Genomic DNA, 17,413 nt, shown 5'->3' on the forward strand with positions numbered 1-17,413 from the left:
TTATTAGAACTAGTTTCTTCAAATTTTTATTAACATTAGTATTCTATTAATTTATTTCTCTAGGCTTCTTTTAGGACTTATCCATGTCTGATTTTTGTTGAAGCATAGTAAGTTGTATCATTTGAAAGAAGTTTTATTTTTAGATCATATATTTCACCAACTTTGCCTTTACCATTATTTTTACGACAATCAATCCTAACAATATCCCAGTCTCGAGCATCACCTATAAATATTTGACTTTTTCCTGGTTCATCGATTTTTTTACTACCATAATCAAAAACATTACAGTTAGCTATTGCAGAGCCAGAAACTATGACGTTGTAATAGCTTTGGTGTTCTATATTTGTTGGAAGGGTACCTAATTTATTAAAGCTTATATCTTGGATATTTGGAGTTTTCTTATCAACATAAAGCTCGGTCATTTTGTCGTTGTTGTCCAGGTGAGCACAAGCAATGAGTAACAGTAGAAGAGGAGATATTGTAAATAGTTTTTTCATAATGATTTTTAGATGATTATTTTTAATTATGATATATTAGTTTTTTGATTTTAGTCAAATATAATTTTAGATAAGCTTTATTAAAAATTAGGGGTGAAAGCCATGGATCTTTTATGGTGACTACGATTATGCCAGAAGCTTATTCTTTCGAGAGCTTTTTCTGAGACTTCTTTACCGTCTAAGAAGTCATCGATTTCTTTGTATGTGACACCCATTTCATCCTCATCAGTTTGACCTTGCCATAGACCGGCAGAAGGATCTTTTTGGATAATATTTTTTGGAACTTTTAAGTATTTACCTAGTTCAAAAACTTGAGATTTTTTGAGATTAATAAGTGGTAATATATCTGCCGCACCATCACCAAATTTAGTGAAATACCCCATATACCACTCACATGCGTTATCTGTACCTATAACAATTCTATTATTTTGCTGAGCATAAGCATATAAATACATCATTCTAAGACGGGCTTGGGCATTTCCTTTGATAACATGTTGGCGATCATTTTGTGAGTTTGTAAAGTTAAATATTGACTCTATAAACGTGTCATAAGCAGGTTGTATTGAAACAGTATGATACTCTATATTAAGATTTTTGATTAGTTCTATTCCATCTTGCATATCTTGGTCTTGATTGTTCTTCGATGGTAATATTAGAGCAGTTGTAGGTAATCCTGTTTTGACTGCTAAAGATGCGGCTACTGCCGAATCTATACCACCACTAATACCAATCACAAAACCTTCAGCAGGATATCTTATACAAGTCTCTTTTAACCATTTTATTAAATTATTAGAATACTGTTCTACAATAAAGTTTTTTACTATTTTCATGATTATATAGCCTTTATTAGATGTTTTTTTGAATTTGCAGGGATTCTATCATAACAAAAAACATTACGAAATTAATATATATACCTTTTTAGAAGGAGTTATTTATCAAAAGCAGGGTTGTTATAATGAGGATCTTTATAGTTGTCTACATTATAGCCAGCACCTAGAGCTTGATATAGGTTAACGATGCTTATTAAAGATTTTAGTTTAGCTTGATTTACTTGCATTTGCTGATACAGAACATTAAGCGTGATACCTGTATATTGAGCTTTACTAATAGCACCTGAACTATATTTTTTAGCAAATATACTCTCTTGCGTTTCAGTTGATTTTAGAGAGATTGTTTGTTTTTTATAATTTTTTTCATTTGCAGATCTTTCAGATAGGGTATCGTCAACATCTTGGAATGCCTTCTGTAGAGTATTTATATAATCATAGTACGCTTGGTAGAACTGAGCTTTTGCTTTGTCACTGTCAGCTAGGATGCTCAAGTTAAATATTGGTACAGCAGCTACAGCTTCAGCAGCCCATGCCCATGCATTCATTGTAGCTAGCTCACCAAGTGCTAAAGTGGCGTTTCCGAAAGTACCTGTTAAATCAATGCTTGGGAAAAATTGAGATCTAGCTAAACCAATATTAGCATTAGCTGTTTCAAGTTTGTATTCTGCAATACCCACATCAGGTCTGTTTTCTAGTACTTGAGAAGGCATATTAACAGGAACCTTTACATTTGCATTTATGTCATCAAGGGTTCTTGAAGTCACAATTTTACCCGGATTTCTACCCATCAAAATTTTGAGAGTGTTTTGGAAATGGACTATATCATTTTCGATCATAGCTACTTTCCCTTTTTGAGCTTCAAGCTGTTGTCTTATTATTTCCTCAAGCATTGGGGAAGTAGCTCCAAGTTTGTGCTGGTTTTGGGCATAGTGAAAGAGTAGCTCTAATTGATTTACCATTCTAGTTTGTAATTTTAGTTGCTCTTGAGCAGTGATTAGTGAGAAATAAGCAGCACTGACCTGACTTATAATTGATAGTCTTGTAGTATTTTTAAGGTTGACCTGCATTTTCTTGCTTAATCTAGAGATTTCTCCTAGCTTAAACTGTCTAGCAATATTTATTGTATAGCTGGGGATGATACCTACTAAAGAACCACCAGCAGTTTGAGTGCCAACATTGTTGAGTTGAGGGATACTTGAGTTTGAGTTGATATCAAAGGCTTGAGCTACAAATCCGCCGCCACCAACACTTGCCGTGGGTAACCAACCATAATTAGCCTTATTTATTTCAGCATTAGCTTGGAGAATATTTCCTATAGAAACTTGTAACTTGTTGTTATCTTTTAATGCTGTAGTTATTAGATTATTTAATACAGGGTCGTGAAATTCTCTCCACCATGCAATTTTTGTAAGATTCCAGTTTTTTGTTACTTCAACATTTTTATCTTGGCTATTCCAAAGAGCAGGAGATTTAACCTCAGGTCTTTCATATTTGGGATTAAAAAAACTACAGCTAGAGATTAATAATGTTGCTGTAATTAGTGTAAATGAAATAAATTTATTTTTTATCATAGTATAGCCACCTACAAAGTATCTACTTTTACTGTTGCACTTGCACCAACCCTTAATGGATATTTAGGATCATTTTTAAGCACTATTTTGACAGGAAAGCGTTGTGTAACTTTAACCCAGTTACCAGTGGCATTTTCAGGAGGCAGTAGTGAAAATACCGAACCTGTGGCATAACTTATACTATTTACTTTACCAGTGTATGTATGACTATACATATCTAGTTCAATTTTTACTGGCTGACCAGGTTTGATTCTATCAAGATCAGTCTCTTTAAAGTTAGCATCTATCCACCATGTTCTGTTATCGATAAAACCAAATAAAGGTTGCCCTGTTGAAACTAGCTGTCCTTTGTATATTTTTAGGTTAGAAACATAACCATCATCTGGAGCAAAAAGAGTTGTGTAGCTGAGATTTAAGTTTGCGTTATCATAACCAACTTTTGCAGCACTAACTTGAGCTTTAGCTATTTCTACTTGTACAAGAGCTTGTTTAAGAGATGAGTATGCTTCATCTTTAGCTTTTTCGGCCTGTATTTTCTGGTTTATGTATTTTTGAGCATCTTGTAAAGAACCGGCATCTTCTTTATAGAGTTTTATATATCTATCAGCCATACTTGTAGCTGTATCCAGAGATGATTGGGCTTTAGTAAGGTTTGATTTTGCAACACTAACTTGCTCTTGAGCTACGGCTAACTGGCCTTTGGCTTGTATGATTTTTGTATTAGCATTAGCGACTTGTAGTTGATAATCTTTTGGATCTATTTGCACTAGCTTGTCGCCTTTATGTACATACTGATTATTTTGTACATACACTTTTTCAATATATCCTCCAACCTTTGGAGAAATATTAATAACATCAGCTTTTACATAAGCATTATCAGTATTTGGAAAAACTTTATTATATTTATAATATCCATAGATACCAAAAGCTGTTGCTGTGATTATACTTAATCCAATAGCTATTTTCTTAGTTGAAAATTTAGACTCTTTTTTAGTATTAGGGTTTTGCTCTTCTTTTGATGTTTGATTATCAAGTTTCTTTTCTTCTGACATTTTAAATTATTCCTATAATAAAATTAATGCATTGCTGGAACAGCAGCGTCTTTAGGAGGTTCTTTTAGCAAAAATGGTACAATAGCTAGTAATAAGCTAAGAATACCTACAACATAAAAAGAATTGACATAACTCAATAAGCTACTTTGATGTAATACTTGTTGCTTTGCCATGGCTATCGCTTCGGTATTATTGGCTATTGGTAATGTGCTAGTCCAATTTTGAAAACTATCGTTCATATATGAAATATTCTGTGATAGTTCTTGATATGTGGTTTGTTGGTTTCTTGATATAAAAGTTGCTACAAAAGCAGTACCTACCGAACTACCAAAGTTCCTGAAAAAGTTGAATGATCCTGACATATCGCCCATATCTTCATCAGCTACTCCAACGACAAGCACACTCATGAATGGAACGAAAAACATCATCATGCCTAGTCCTTGAATAGCAGTAGTTAAGACTATATCAAATTCACTAGCTGTGGGTGAGAAACTTGCTTGCATTAGACAAGAGGCTCCGAATGTAAGCATTCCTAAGCTTATCGTTGTCCTAACTCCCAGTTTTTTCACTAAAAAATTTTGTGTGATTACAGCACCAAAAATTGCGGCAACTCCTCTAGGAGCTGTTATGTAACCAGCTAAATCAACTGGGTAGCCATATACTTGTTGTAGCATTGTTGGTAAGTACGCCATAGCAGCAGAAAATAATAGCACAAACATAAAGCATAAAAAGCATGCTAAAATAAAATTGAAATTCTTAAATATTCTGAATTTTACAACAGAAGAGTATATTAAACCTCTCCAGATAAAAAATCCTAATGAAACAATCGATATGCTTAAAAGTATAATCATCTCTATAGAAGAGAACCAACCATTGGTATTTCCATTATCTATGAAAAGTTCTAGGCATCCGACACCAATAGCCATAAATCCAAAGCTAATGTAGTCAATTTTGATTTTTTTGATTTTTGTGGCTTCCATCATAAAGAAGATAATTATAAAAGCTACGACACATAAAGGAACGTTTACATAGAAGATCCATTCCCAAGACATATTTTCACAAATAGCTCCACCAAGAACAGGCCCTATGATAGGTCCCATAACGATAACCATACTGTATACAGTCATCATTTTGTTGTATTCTTCATTTCTGAAGTTTGTAGAGATATATGTCTGTGCTACTGATGGTAGAAATGCTCCTCCCATACCCTGAAAAGCTCTAAATACAATCATTTCAGCTAAAGATGTTGATAGCCCGCACATGATTGATGAAATTCCGAAAATTACAGATGAAACTAAAGCTACACGCTTTATGCCATATTTCTCTATAATTAACCCTGATAATAATATAAAGATTGCTGCAGTAACAATATATACTGTAGTAACATCAGCAATAGTTTCAACGTTTGCACCGATTGCTCCCATGATTTGAGGTATGGCAACAGCTACAATTGTTAAGTCAACAATTTCAGCTAATGCTAACAAGCTTATTGCTAGTGCAACTATTGTTCTTTTCTGACTCCAGAAGCCAGTGTTTGCTGTATTATCAGTCTGCATAACCTATTATTTTATAGTTAGAATCTTGTTAATATACTATAGCTTTTAGCTATATTACTAAGGAATTTAATTTTACAGTTTATTTTATTGTAGAATTATTGCACAATTTTAGTAATGTATTATAGCATTGTATGGACAATAAATATTGAAAATTGGCCAAAATATTATTGATGAAGAAATATCAAATTATAGTCAATGGCTTGATGGGCCGTCAATAATTGCTATAAAGGGTGGCAATACTTCTGATAGTGAAAATAGAATAAGTAATCAAGAAACTGACTGGCATGAACATTCTCGAGGTAAAATATTTTGTATTGAATCTGGACTAGTACACGTAAGTACGCCTGATGGGTCATGGGTGCTCCCATCTAATAGGGCAGGTTGGATTCCACCTAGTACATCTCATAAAATTCGTATAAGTGGATTAGTAACTGGCTGGGTTATTTTTATACTACCTAGTATGTGTGAGGAAATGCCGAAAAGCTCTAGGGTTATTCCAATGAGTGAAGTACTTAGAGCACTTGCACTTAGAGCTACAGAATGGGATAAAAAACAAAAGTTAAAAGTAGATCAAGAATATATTACAAAGATTATTTGCAATGAAATTAGCTCTGCGCCGGAAGAGGCTCTTCACCTACCGATGCCAAAGACTGAAAGGGCTTTAAAAGTTGCTAATGCAATTATTGATAATCCATCAATAGCAACAAGTTTAGAGCAGTGGGCTTCATTTGGTGCAATGTCAGCTAGAACGTTAAGAAGAATCTTTTTATCTGAAACAGGTCTTAGTTTTTCACGTTGGCGTCAACAAGCTCAGCTAGCACGTGGATTAGATATGTTAGCTAGAGATATATCAGTTACTGAAGTTGCAGATTCACTTGGTTATGCATCACCTAGTAATTTTATAGCCATGTTTCGTAAGGCTTTTGGAAAAACACCAAAGCAATACTTTTCTAAAGAAAATTAATAATGTCTTTTATAAAAAGTCTTTTTTTAGTTTTTTGATATCTATTTTACCTGTGTTGTTTTTTGGTAAAGTCTCGACAAAAATACATGATTTAGGGATTTTATAGCTAGCTAATTTTTCCTTACAGTGCTTTATAATATCATCTTCCGTTGCCTTAGAACCTTTTTCTAAAGATATGAAAGCGATTGCTCTTTCTCCAGAAACTTTAGAGTTAACACCTGTTACGGCAACTTCTTTTATGTAATCTAGTTTTAGAATGCATATTTCAATTTCACGAGGATAAACATTAAATCCAGATACAATAATCATGTTTTTTATTCTATCTGATATGGTTAGGCGACCTTTTTTATCTATATAGCCAATATCACCCGTTTTTAACCAACCATCAGTTGTAAAATATAGTTCATTATTCTGTTTATCATTCCAGAAACCATGACATTTTTGAGGTCCTTTAAGCCAGATTTCTCCTTCTTTGTAGCATTCATCTATTTCTTGATTTGTCTCAATATCTCTGATGCTAAGTTCTGTGCCAGGGATAGGATAGCCGCATGTGCCAAAGTAATCATCTTCTGATTCATTAAACTTATTTAGGGCTATAGCTGGAGACATTTCTGTCATTCCATATCCCTCTTTGAGTTCTACACCAGTTTTATCTAGCCAGTGCAAGTATATCTTACGAGAAATAGGCATGCCTCCACTTAGTGAATACTGATATCTTGTCTTATTTATTTTTTCAAAGTCAGGATGTTCTAGCATAGCCATATAAAGAGTATTTAGGCCATTAAAAATAGTAAACTCATTTTTTGACATGGTTTTAATCAAATCTTTTATGTCTCTAGCATTAGGAATCAAAACATTCTTAGCTCCAGCAAAGAAAAAACACAATAAATTCGCACTCAAAGAGAATATATGATAGAGAGGTAAAGCTGTTATTATAACTTGATCGGACATGTCCATATCATGTTTTACCCAAGCCCATACTTGTTGAATATTGGAGGCAAGATTATTGTGAGTTAATATTGCTCCCTTAGGCTTACCAGTAGTGCCACTTGAGTATTGTAAGCATAGTATATCTTCTTTATCTATATCTGGTTTTTTATATAGTTTTTTATTAGCCTTAATAGCTTTAGTAAATGGGATAAAGATTTTTTTGTTATACTTTGGTTTATCTTTTATTAAGTTTTTTGATACGAAGCCAATAATTTGTTTTTTAGGGAATGGGTATAAATCAGCAATATTTGTAACAATTATATTTTCTAGTGAGTTAATATTTAGCTTAGCTTTTTGAATGTGGTGCGCAAACATATCCATGACAATAGCTGCTTTAATATCACAATTATTAAAAATTGATTCGAGCTCATCAGCTTTGTAAAGTGGATTAGTATTTACAAAAACAGCACCAATTTTGATACAAGCGAATAAACAAACTGTAAATTGCAAGCAATTAGGTAGTACAATAGCTACTCTATCTCCCTTTTCAATCTTTAAGTCATTTTGTAAGAAACTTGCTACTCTGGTAGCTAAGTCATCGAGCTTGGAGAATGATAAATTTACATCATGACATGAAACTGCGTCTCTATATGGAAATTGCATAATCGACTTTTCATACATATCAAGGATTGTAAATTGATTTTCTTGGATATTTGCTGGTGCATACTCTGGATAATTCGATATCCAAGTCTTGCTAGAAAAAGTACTCATAGTCAATATTATTTCTAATGTGTTATTAGATATTCTAGCAAAAATAGAACGTTTTGAAATGATTTTAAGAAATTAAATCCATGAAGGAATATAAGTATGTGAGTGATTATCGTTATTTTTGTTTAATTACAACGCTAGGAGCATCTGCTCTATGATCGTCAGTTACATCTATTTTTTTAATATATCTATTAAGTAGAGGTGTTAAAATAACCATTATAATAGTAACTATTAATATACATATAGCAACATATCCAAATACAGATGTATAAGTATCTAAGCTTTGTTGACTAGTGATATTGTTATCAAATAGAGGTAAAGCTATAAATGATCCGATATATGAAGCTAAATAAGAAGCTACCATTGTTGCAAGGAACCAGAATCCCATAACAAAGCCTGATATCGCTGCAGGACATAGTTCTGCAACCATAGCTAATCCTAGACCAGATATTAATAGTTCTCCAAGAGATGAGGAGGCATAAGTTAGAATTAGCCAGTATCCTGAAATAATCCCATTTGTAGCAAAATATTTTGTGCAATAAAGGATAGCATAGGAAACAAACATAAGAGCTATACCAATACTGAATTTAGTTGCATGAGTCATTTTGCTTTTCTTATATAAAATAGCAAGAATCGGAGACAGTAGCATCAACCAAAGAGGGTTTAAGAACTGGTATTGTGCGGCTGGTACATGCCATCCAAATATAGATAGGTCAACATTGTGTAGTGCAAAAAATGTTAGAGTTGTTGGCATCTGGAAGTACAATGCATAGAAGAATATTGCTTCAATAATTAGTACTAATGCAACTAACATTCTATTTCTTTCGTATGGATTGAGTTTTATCGCTACTTCTAAAAAATAAATAGTAGCAACAATAACAACAATAGCTGTTATTGTGATACATAATCCAGTGTTCGGAAGAATATTTGCTATGAAAATTATAGATATGATGCTTCCAATTATTACATATGCTGCATGAGTAATGTTTAGAGGTTTTTTACCTGGCTCTGATCCTAAGTCTTCAAGATGTTTGAAGAACATAATAAAACCTAGTATGCCTATAAGCAAACCAACACCACAAATTATAAAAGCTTCTGTGTATCCATAGGCCTGAGATATTATAGGGGTTAAGGCCATACACAAAAGACCACCCATATTGATAGCAAGGTAGTAAAGTGTCATAGCACTATTTAAACGACCATCACCCTTATCAAACATTTTTGATATTAAAGAAGAAGGGTTCGCTTTAAATAGAGAGTTACCAACAATAATACCTGCAAATATGTAGTATATTGATTTTTCATTAGCAAAAATGAAGCTTAGGTAAGATAAACAAAGGATCACCGCCCCAATAAGTATTGTACGTTTTGTTCCAAGAACTTTATCACCAATAATACCACCAACCCATATAAATCCATATGTAAAAGCAAAAAAAGACCCCATTAGGTAAATAGTTTCTAATTCGCTAAGATGTAACTGTTGGGTGAAATATAATGCGATAATCGCCTGAAAACCGTAGAAACCAAATCTTTCCCAGAACTCAATTGCCCAAACTATCCAAAAAGGACGAGATAAGGTATGATAATTTTTATCCATGAATGTACCCTGAAAATTAACAGTATTTAGATACTTAATTAAATCATTACAACAGATGTTTTGCAATAATTATATGTCAGGCATTATACTATTTGATGAAGTTGATTATTGAAAGAATATTTATTGGGGCAGTCTCTGCTTTGAGTATTCTTTTACCTAAATTTATAGTATTGAAATTCTTAATCTTAAAAAAATCCATTTCTTTACTACTAAAACCGCCTTCAGGACCTATGAAAATATTAAATTTATCATTGTCTTTGATAATGCACTCAAAGTTTTTTGGGGTATCTGAATATGGGCAAAGAGTTAAATTAATATAATTATCTGGTAGTTGTATAGTCTTAAGTTCAGTAGGGTGGTGTATTTTGGGTACAAAGACTCTACCGCATTGTTCTGCTGCAGCTATAGCTATTTTGTTCCAACGATCTAACTTTTTATCAAAACCTTTCTTATCAAATTTGTGGTTAGTAAACTCTGTGATAATCGGATAGATATTATCTATACCGAGCTCAGTAGCTTTTTGTACAATAAGATCAAAGTTTTCATTTTTGATAATAGCTTGATAGATATTGGTAATGTAGTCATTTTCATTATGGATTTCTTTTTTTTCTAATACTTGTAATGCTATATTTTTATTAGTTATATCAATGATTTTTGTTTTGTATTGCAAGCCATCACTATTATTAAATAACTCTACAGAATCTGATTTTTTGAGTCTTAGTACATTTTTAAAATAGTTGTAATATTCACCAGTGATTGAGATATGCATTGTTTTTGTTGAAATTTCTGCAAAAAAGCCTCGAATAGTTCTCATAAAGTTAAAATTTGATAGAATACTGTTCTTATTATAAATTCTAAATCATTTAAAGAGTAGGGTATATTTATGGGTATTTTTAATAAAAGTTTTGTTACTAATATTGTTGCTGTGATATTGGCAGTAGCAGGGTGGTACTTTGCTGAGCAGCATATTAAGAATATAGGCTTTTATGCTTTGTCAGGAGCATTAACTAATTGGATAGCAATATATATGCTTTTTGAAAAAATACCGTTTCTATACGGCTCAGGAATAATTCCCAATAAGTTTGAAAGCTTTAAAAAAGCCATAAAAAAGATGATTATGGAGCAATTTTTCTCTCAAGATAATTTGAGTAAATTTCTTAGTAATAATGATATAAAAAAGTATATTGCAGATAATATAGCCGCAAAAATTGATTATAACAAGATTTTTGATAGTTTCGTTGATATGCTAATGAGTAGTAAATATGGTTCAATGATTGATATGTTCTTGGGGGGTAAAGATGCCCTAGAAGGCTTGCGTGAGCCATTTATAAATAAGCTAGATGCTAAGATTATTAACCTTTTAGATGAGATAGATATTGATACTAATAAAATTTCTCAAAAAGCATCTGAGAAAATAGAAAAACTTATTGATAGTAGACTAGATGAGTTAACGCCGTTAATGGTAAAAGAAATAATTCAACGAATAATTCGTGAACATTTAGGCTGGTTAGTTGTTTGGGGCGGAGTTTTTGGCGGTATAATAGGATTAGTAGCTAGCTTTATTGCTTAGTTGCTAGTAAGGCTTGGATATTATTAGGCATAGTTTTTTGTCGTTTCTCAATTTGCTTGTTTTTATGTTTTTCTTTTTCAAGGTTTTCTAATAACCAAGGTTTTAATTGAGAGAATATATGAACTAAAGCCTTATTTGTCATTTCAGCATAACTATCAGGAGTTATGTTATCACTATCAATTTTATGATGATACTTTATAGTCTTTATATCTGTATAGCCCGTTCTTTCATTTTTTAAATAGAAAGTAATATAGAAGAAGAATTGTTTATTGTCTAAATCTAGTATAGGACCATAAGTGGTGGTTCCGGATAACGTGAACTCTTGTCTAATATTTATATCTTGGAAAGCAAGATTCTTGACAATATTATTATCTAAAATATATTCAAATGTAGCAACTGTAAGCATTTTTGATACAGGTAAAGCCCACTCACTATTTTTAAAGGTGTATAAACGATTACCCTTGATATAGAACATCTGTGTTGATTTAGATGCTTGAGTTTGGATGTTATAGATAAGTAAAGTTGTATTTATATAAGCATCACCGGTATCAGGAAGCTTTTTTGACTCCATCTCTTGATTATAAATTACATATTGTTTTTGTGCAGGTAATTCTAAAGGGTCACCAAATATCGAAAAAGCAAACAATTGAAAGGGTAAAAGTATAGTAAATAATATTATATATTTTTTCATTATTCTAATCCTCATCCTTATGGGTTACACCTCTAACAATTGTCGAAGGATCATATTCCAAAACACTAACTACATTATTAAGTCTAGTTAGAGTTTCTTGTCCTTCGATCATTGTTTCATTAAAGTTCATAAGAGTTCTATTGAAATATATTGATGAATTACTTAGATTGTATAGAAGAATGTTCAAACTATCTGCAAATTCGTTGAATCTTTGAATATTTTCCTTAGACATCATCTTATTAAACTTACTAGAGATCTCTTCTAGAGATCCAGCAATGCCATTGACTTTACCTAAAATAGTTTCAAGCTGTGATGGCTTTGATTTTATCTCTGGTATTTGACCTTTTCTTAAGTCAATTAAATCCAAGCTAGTGTTTTTTTCTGAAATGTTTAGTGAAAGCTCAACCTTTGATTGGCCTGTGATACCTACACTTTGTAGAGTTGCTACAGTCTGTTTATATATAGGAATTTGACTATTTATTTTCATGTAAACACTAACAAGTTTAGGGTTTTCTTTATTTATTGAAATATCAGATACTTTACCGATATTAAACCCCTTGTATGAGACATCAGAACCTATATTTAGTCCAGAAATACTTTTGAAGTTTGTGACAAATGTGGTGGTATCTTGGTTTTTAAAACCTCCTGATAGAAAAAAACCTATAAACACCATTACGAATACCATAAAAATCACAAATAGTCCTGCAATTAGGTTTTTTATACTATTTTCATTCATTATAAGCTCCTAATACTTACCATCATTATGTGAGTCAAAAAACTTTCTGATACTTTCATATTGAGTTTGTTGTGATACAAACTCAACAGTATCATGAAGCATAATCTTTTTTTCATCCATGTATATAATATCATCAACAATATGCCAAATAGTGTTTAAATCGTGAGTAATCATCACAACAGACATCTTAAGCTCTTCTTTTAGATATAAAATAAGATCATCCATAGCCCTAGCAGAATATGGATCTAGACCCGCATTCGGCTCATCCAAAAATACAACCTTGGGATCTAGTACTATAGTTCTAGCTAGAGCGACTCTTTTGAGCATACCACCACTTATTTCTGACGGATATTTATGGAATGCTTCTTCTTTTAATCCTACCATCTTTAATTTGATAATAGCTATATCAGTTAAAATATCTAATGGGAGGTTTGTATGTTGTTTAAGTGGAAATATTACATTTTGTAAGTTTGTTAAAGATGAAAAGAGAGCACAATGTTGAAACATCATACTCATTGTGCTGGATATTGCTTTACGCTTAATTGGGTTGTCTGCTAGTTTTGAGATCTCTTGGCCTAACAAAAAAATCTTGCCAGAGTATATTGGTTGCAACATTAAAATTTCTCGCATTAAGGTCGTCTTACCACAACCACTAGCACCGATAATACAGCTAATTTTTTCGAAGTGGATATCTAAGTTTAAATCTTTATGAATCCATTCCTTACCAAATTTTGTACTCAAATCTCTTACTTGAATTAGGCTTTCATTCATCTTTTTCTCCTAAGATCCATTTAGACCTACTGCGAAGATAGCATCAACCAGTATTATCAAAAATATTGAGTAAACAACACTTGTTGTAGTTGCTTTACCAACACTTTGGGAGTCCCTTTTAACAGATAATCCTTGATGACAACCTATTCCAGCAATTACTAATGCAAAAAAAGGTGTCTTTAGAAGACCTATATAGAAGTGATTTACATTTACATTGGAAAATAGTCTTTCTATAAACTGTAGTGGTGTGATTCCTGCGATTAGGTCGGCAATAATAATACCACCAGCGATATTAGCAATCATAGCTATAACCGTGAGTACAGGTAAACTGATAACTAGTGCTGTTATTCTTGGTAAAACAAGACGTTGCATAGGGTCTTCACCTATTGTCTGTAGAGCATCGATTTCTTCATTAACTTTCATTATGCCAATTTCTGAGGTAAATGCTGAGCCACTTCTACCAGCAATTATTATAGCTGTGAATAGTGGGGCAAATTCTCTAAATGAGGAGATTCCAAGCATATCAACTACAAATATTTGAGTTCCATACTGCATTAGTAAATTAAGAGGAAGATAGGTTAATACCAAGCCTATAATTAGTGATAATAGTATTACTATACTTAATGCTCTGATTGTAGAGTCGTAGCAAATATTTAGAACAATTGAAAAAAAAGCTTTATAAGGTCTACGAATTAACGTTATGTAACCTAAAAAGATAGCTCCGAGGAAGCTTATGCTTGTTTTAACTTCTGATAATAAGTTATTTGTGTTTTTACCAAGAGTATAGATACTATTGAAAACAACGTTTGATTTATTCGATAATTGTTCCTCAGCAGTAGTTGGGAAGTTTTTAAATACAATATCTACAAGATTTTTATCTTTCTCATTTGCGAAAATAATATTCTCTTTTGATAAGCTTAAATCCTTCGCTGTTTTGATAATTATATAAGCACCAGCAGTGTCTAATGATGTAACTTTAGTCAAATCAATTTGTTTTATATCGTCTTTATTACGACTTATTTTTTTATCAATGAGCTTAGAGTCAATTTGTTTTAGAGTTAATATACCTTCAAAATAAATAGTATTTTGCTTGATTATTATTTCCATTTATTTTCTGTATAGTATTATCTTTATTAATCAAATATACTAAAAAATATCACTAATACCAACTAGAAGCAGGCTATTTGCAGTATTTAATAGAGTCATATTGAGTCAAATTGTTATGCTCAATAACTGAAATAAGTCTGTTTTTATATTCATCACCACCGAGAGCTGAGTAGTTTTCTAGAGTATTCAATAAGTCTTGTTCGGGAAGTTCATTATTATTAATTTTGTCTCTAATTATTCTAAAGTCTTTAAATTTAGAACCGGTATTAAGTCTATAATAATACCCAAGAACGCTTTCTGCGGCACTATTGAATGTTTCAAGATAAACATTCGCTGATTTAGCTTTGGCACCACAGCCCTCATAAAAACAGTGTAATCCAAAGTAATTATTATAATCTCTGGAGAACCTAGATGTTCCCCAGCCACTTTCAAGAGCTGCTTGAGCTAGCACAAAACTCGTTGGAATTCTTTCTGCTTTAATATCAAGATAACTTAATTCATCAGCAGTATTATGCGCGGGATCAATTTTATAATATCTTAAATATAGATCTAGTTTATTAAGCTGTCTGCTACTAAGAGTATTGCTTTCAACCAAATCTTTTTGTAGTTTATGTATTTGCTGTCTTTGTAAGCATATTTCATTATTAGCTTTTTCAATAGCAGAGAGCATATATAATATAAAAGCTTTTTTTCTTTCTTTGAAGTCTTTTATATCAGAAAAATTAGGTTTTTTGACTATAAAAGGAGCTCTAGATTCTAAGAAATAGTTCATTTTTTCATGCTTGGAGCTATTTATAGATGATAGTATTGCAGCTGATATGATTATGAGTAGTAAATAAAGGCAATACTTTAGAATTAGTTTGTTATCTATATTACTCATAATCGTAATAATCTTCCTCATAGTCATCGTCGACTTCGATTGTTTGTTGTAGTTCTAGTTTTAAATTTAGCATATCTTCAGGAAGTTTGCTTTTAAATCGTACCATCTTTTGAGATATAGGGTGGATGAAAGAAAGTTTATATGCATGTAGAGCTTGTCTATGTATATTTTCTATTCCAATTTTTTCTAGCTTTGTTGATGATTTGTTATATGTTTGATCACCAACTAAAGGATGCTTGATACTTTTCATGTGAACTCTTATTTGATGAGTTCTTCCAGTCTCTAGTTGGCACTCAATTAGAGTGAAACCATCATATACCTCTACAGGCTTATAGTGAGTAATAGCTTCTTTACCTCTATAATTGATAGCCATTTTTGTGCGATTATTGGGATCTCTTCCTATGGGTTGGTTAACTGTTCCTTCTTCATAGATTTCACCCTCTACTATTGCAAGATATTTTCTAGACACTTGTCTTTCTGATAGCTGCTGAACTAGGCTATGATAAGCAATACTACTTTTAGCGGCAACCATTAAGCCTGAAGTGTCTTTATCTAGACGGTGAACGATACCTGCTCTTGGTAATTTGTCTTGATTAGAATATTTATGGAGTAAAGCATTTGATATGGTGCCAGTTATATTGCCAGCACCAGGATGTACAACCATATCGATAGGTTTATCAATTACTACAATGTCATCATCTTCAAATACGATACTTAAATCAATATCCTCAGCTATCCACTCATTTGTTGGTAAGAGCTCGACATTGATATCAATTTCTTCATCTCCTAATATGATATATTTAGGCTTTGTAGCTTTTCCATTAACCGTAATTAGGCCATCTTTAATCCATTTTTGTATTTGTGAACGGGAAAATTGATCAAACATCTCGTTTACTGCCGAGTCGATTCTCTTGCCTGCATAATCTGGATGCATCATAAATTTTTGATGAAATTCGTTAGATAGTGTATTATTTGCCATGTTATATGCTTAATATAAGTATTTTTTATTAAATAAATTGATTTTTACGTAGAATTATATAAGAAAATTCTAAGGATAGTTAAATTAAATGAAAAGGTTTTTATATTTAATAACCATTATATCTATGGTAATGATGTTAGTATCTTGTGGACCCAAAAAAGATAGTGAGCTTCCGCAAGTTTATACAGGTTTTACGGCGAGCTTCATTTATGCAAAAGCTCATGAGCAAATGCAAAATGAAAAGTACTTTGATGCTATTCGATCATACAAGTCATTAGTTGCACAGTATCCGTTTACTCCACTGGCTGAGAAAGGTATGGTTGATTTGATTTATGTTTACTATATGGATGATGAATCAACTATGGCTCTAGCATTAGGACAACAGTTTATTAAGATGTATCCGTATAGTTCATATAAGGGCTATGTATACTATATGATTGGTGTTGTTGGGTTTGAAGATGGTAGGGGTATCTTACAAACTTATGCTCCTTATGATATGAACTATCATGATCCAACCGGCTATCAAGATGCTTATGTTAACTTCGAAAAAGCGATAAAGCTTGATCCTAAAGGTAGTTTTGTCCCTGATGCAAAGCGCAGAATGTTGTATATAAATAACATAATCGCGGAGCATTATTATGATATTGCTATTTTCTACTATAAAAGAGGCGCATATAACGCGGCTTTGGATAGAGCTTCTCAAATTATAAGAAACTATCCTCAGAGTACAGCTACTCAAGATGCTTTGGTATTAACAATTAAGGCTTATAATAAGCTTGGATTGTATGATCAGGCTAAAGCAAATATACGAGTACTTAAGAAAAATTATCCTAAAAATAAATTTGTAAATAACCTACGTCCAGATGGTACAGAAAATCCCACTTGGTTTGATAGATGGTTTGGTTGGTTGTAAA

At 32.2% G+C, this 17,413-nt stretch carries 17 protein-coding genes; 3 read left to right on the top strand and 14 right to left on the bottom strand.

The features are described from left to right. Positions 1–77: 77 nt before the first annotated feature. The 5 genes from F0R75_RS02050 to F0R75_RS02070 form a co-directional block, all read right to left on the bottom strand. The gene (locus tag F0R75_RS02050) at positions 78–497 is read right to left on the bottom strand and encodes a hypothetical protein (RefSeq protein WP_149368526.1); all 420 of its coding nucleotides are present in this window, start codon (positions 495–497) and stop codon (positions 78–80) included. 80 nt (positions 498–577) lie between these two features. Further along, a complete protein-coding gene (gene nadE, locus F0R75_RS02055; RefSeq protein WP_149368525.1) occupies positions 578–1,327 on the bottom strand; it encodes an NAD(+) synthase in 750 nt (249 codons plus the stop codon). Between the two features lie 98 nt (positions 1,328–1,425). Continuing rightward, on the bottom strand, positions 1,426–2,898 hold the full coding sequence (locus F0R75_RS02060) for a TolC family protein (RefSeq protein ID WP_149368524.1): 1,473 nt from the start codon (positions 2,896–2,898) through the stop codon (positions 1,426–1,428). A gap of 11 nt (positions 2,899–2,909) precedes the next feature. Beyond that, positions 2,910–3,950, bottom strand: coding sequence for an HlyD family secretion protein (locus F0R75_RS02065; protein WP_013922812.1), 1,041 nt, complete (start codon positions 3,948–3,950; stop codon positions 2,910–2,912). A 23-nt stretch (positions 3,951–3,973) separates the two neighbouring features. Further along, positions 3,974–5,506, bottom strand: a complete 1,533-nt coding sequence (locus F0R75_RS02070) for an MDR family MFS transporter (RefSeq protein WP_149368523.1) — start codon at positions 5,504–5,506, stop codon at positions 3,974–3,976. 142 nt (positions 5,507–5,648) lie between these two features. Between F0R75_RS02070 and F0R75_RS02075 the strand changes: the two genes are divergently transcribed. Next, a complete protein-coding gene (locus F0R75_RS02075) occupies positions 5,649–6,470 on the top strand; it encodes an AraC family transcriptional regulator (RefSeq protein ID WP_149368522.1) in 822 nt (273 codons plus the stop codon). Positions 6,471–6,479: 9 nt separating this feature from the next. On the opposite strand, the gene F0R75_RS02080 is transcribed toward F0R75_RS02075, so the two are convergent. From F0R75_RS02080 to F0R75_RS02090, 3 genes are all read right to left on the bottom strand, one after another. Further along, a complete protein-coding gene (locus tag F0R75_RS02080; protein ID WP_149377184.1) occupies positions 6,480–8,171 on the bottom strand; it encodes a long-chain-fatty-acid--CoA ligase in 1,692 nt (563 codons plus the stop codon). 112 nt (positions 8,172–8,283) lie between these two features. Continuing rightward, entirely contained in the window at positions 8,284–9,765 is a 1,482-nt protein-coding gene (locus F0R75_RS02085) for an oligopeptide:H+ symporter (RefSeq protein ID WP_013922816.1), read from the bottom strand. 88 nt (positions 9,766–9,853) lie between these two features. Next, positions 9,854–10,579 carry a 16S rRNA (uracil(1498)-N(3))-methyltransferase gene (locus F0R75_RS02090; protein ID WP_149368520.1) on the bottom strand — a complete coding sequence of 242 codons (726 nt, stop codon included), beginning with the start codon at positions 10,577–10,579 and terminating at the stop codon, positions 9,854–9,856. 69 nt (positions 10,580–10,648) lie between these two features. Between F0R75_RS02090 and F0R75_RS02095 the strand changes: the two genes are divergently transcribed. Beyond that, positions 10,649–11,335: a DUF445 domain-containing protein gene (locus F0R75_RS02095; protein WP_013922818.1), complete on the top strand. Its 687-nt coding sequence runs from the start codon at positions 10,649–10,651 to the stop codon at positions 11,333–11,335. Here the strand turns inward: F0R75_RS02095 and F0R75_RS02100 are convergent. The 6 genes from F0R75_RS02100 to rluD form a co-directional block, all read right to left on the bottom strand. Continuing rightward, positions 11,325–12,026: a hypothetical protein gene (locus F0R75_RS02100; protein ID WP_149368519.1), complete on the bottom strand. Its 702-nt coding sequence runs from the start codon at positions 12,024–12,026 to the stop codon at positions 11,325–11,327. The genes F0R75_RS02095 and F0R75_RS02100 overlap by 11 nt on opposite strands. Before the next feature lie 4 nt (positions 12,027–12,030). Then, the gene (locus tag F0R75_RS02105; RefSeq protein ID WP_013922820.1) at positions 12,031–12,762 is read right to left on the bottom strand and encodes an MlaD family protein; all 732 of its coding nucleotides are present in this window, start codon (positions 12,760–12,762) and stop codon (positions 12,031–12,033) included. Between the two features lie 9 nt (positions 12,763–12,771). Beyond that, positions 12,772–13,533: an ABC transporter ATP-binding protein gene (locus tag F0R75_RS02110; protein ID WP_146421928.1), complete on the bottom strand. Its 762-nt coding sequence runs from the start codon at positions 13,531–13,533 to the stop codon at positions 12,772–12,774. A 9-nt stretch (positions 13,534–13,542) separates the two neighbouring features. After that, positions 13,543–14,640 carry an MlaE family ABC transporter permease gene (locus F0R75_RS02115; RefSeq protein WP_146421929.1) on the bottom strand — a complete coding sequence of 366 codons (1,098 nt, stop codon included), beginning with the start codon at positions 14,638–14,640 and terminating at the stop codon, positions 13,543–13,545. A 73-nt stretch (positions 14,641–14,713) separates the two neighbouring features. Next, the gene (locus F0R75_RS02120; protein WP_394367472.1) at positions 14,714–15,541 is read right to left on the bottom strand and encodes a glucosaminidase domain-containing protein; all 828 of its coding nucleotides are present in this window, start codon (positions 15,539–15,541) and stop codon (positions 14,714–14,716) included. After that, a complete protein-coding gene (gene rluD, locus F0R75_RS02125; RefSeq protein WP_149368517.1) occupies positions 15,513–16,499 on the bottom strand; it encodes a 23S rRNA pseudouridine(1911/1915/1917) synthase RluD in 987 nt (328 codons plus the stop codon). Before rluD ends, F0R75_RS02120 begins: the two co-directional genes overlap by 29 nt. Before the next feature lie 88 nt (positions 16,500–16,587). Here rluD and F0R75_RS02130 point away from each other — a divergent pair, with 88 nt between their 5' ends. Further along, positions 16,588–17,412: an outer membrane protein assembly factor BamD gene (locus tag F0R75_RS02130; RefSeq protein ID WP_013922825.1), complete on the top strand. Its 825-nt coding sequence runs from the start codon at positions 16,588–16,590 to the stop codon at positions 17,410–17,412. The last annotated feature ends 1 nt before the right edge of the window (position 17,413 follow it).

This window comes from Francisella marina (assembly GCF_008369785.1).
GTDB classification, from domain to species: Bacteria; Pseudomonadota; Gammaproteobacteria; order Francisellales; family Francisellaceae; genus Francisella; species Francisella salimarina.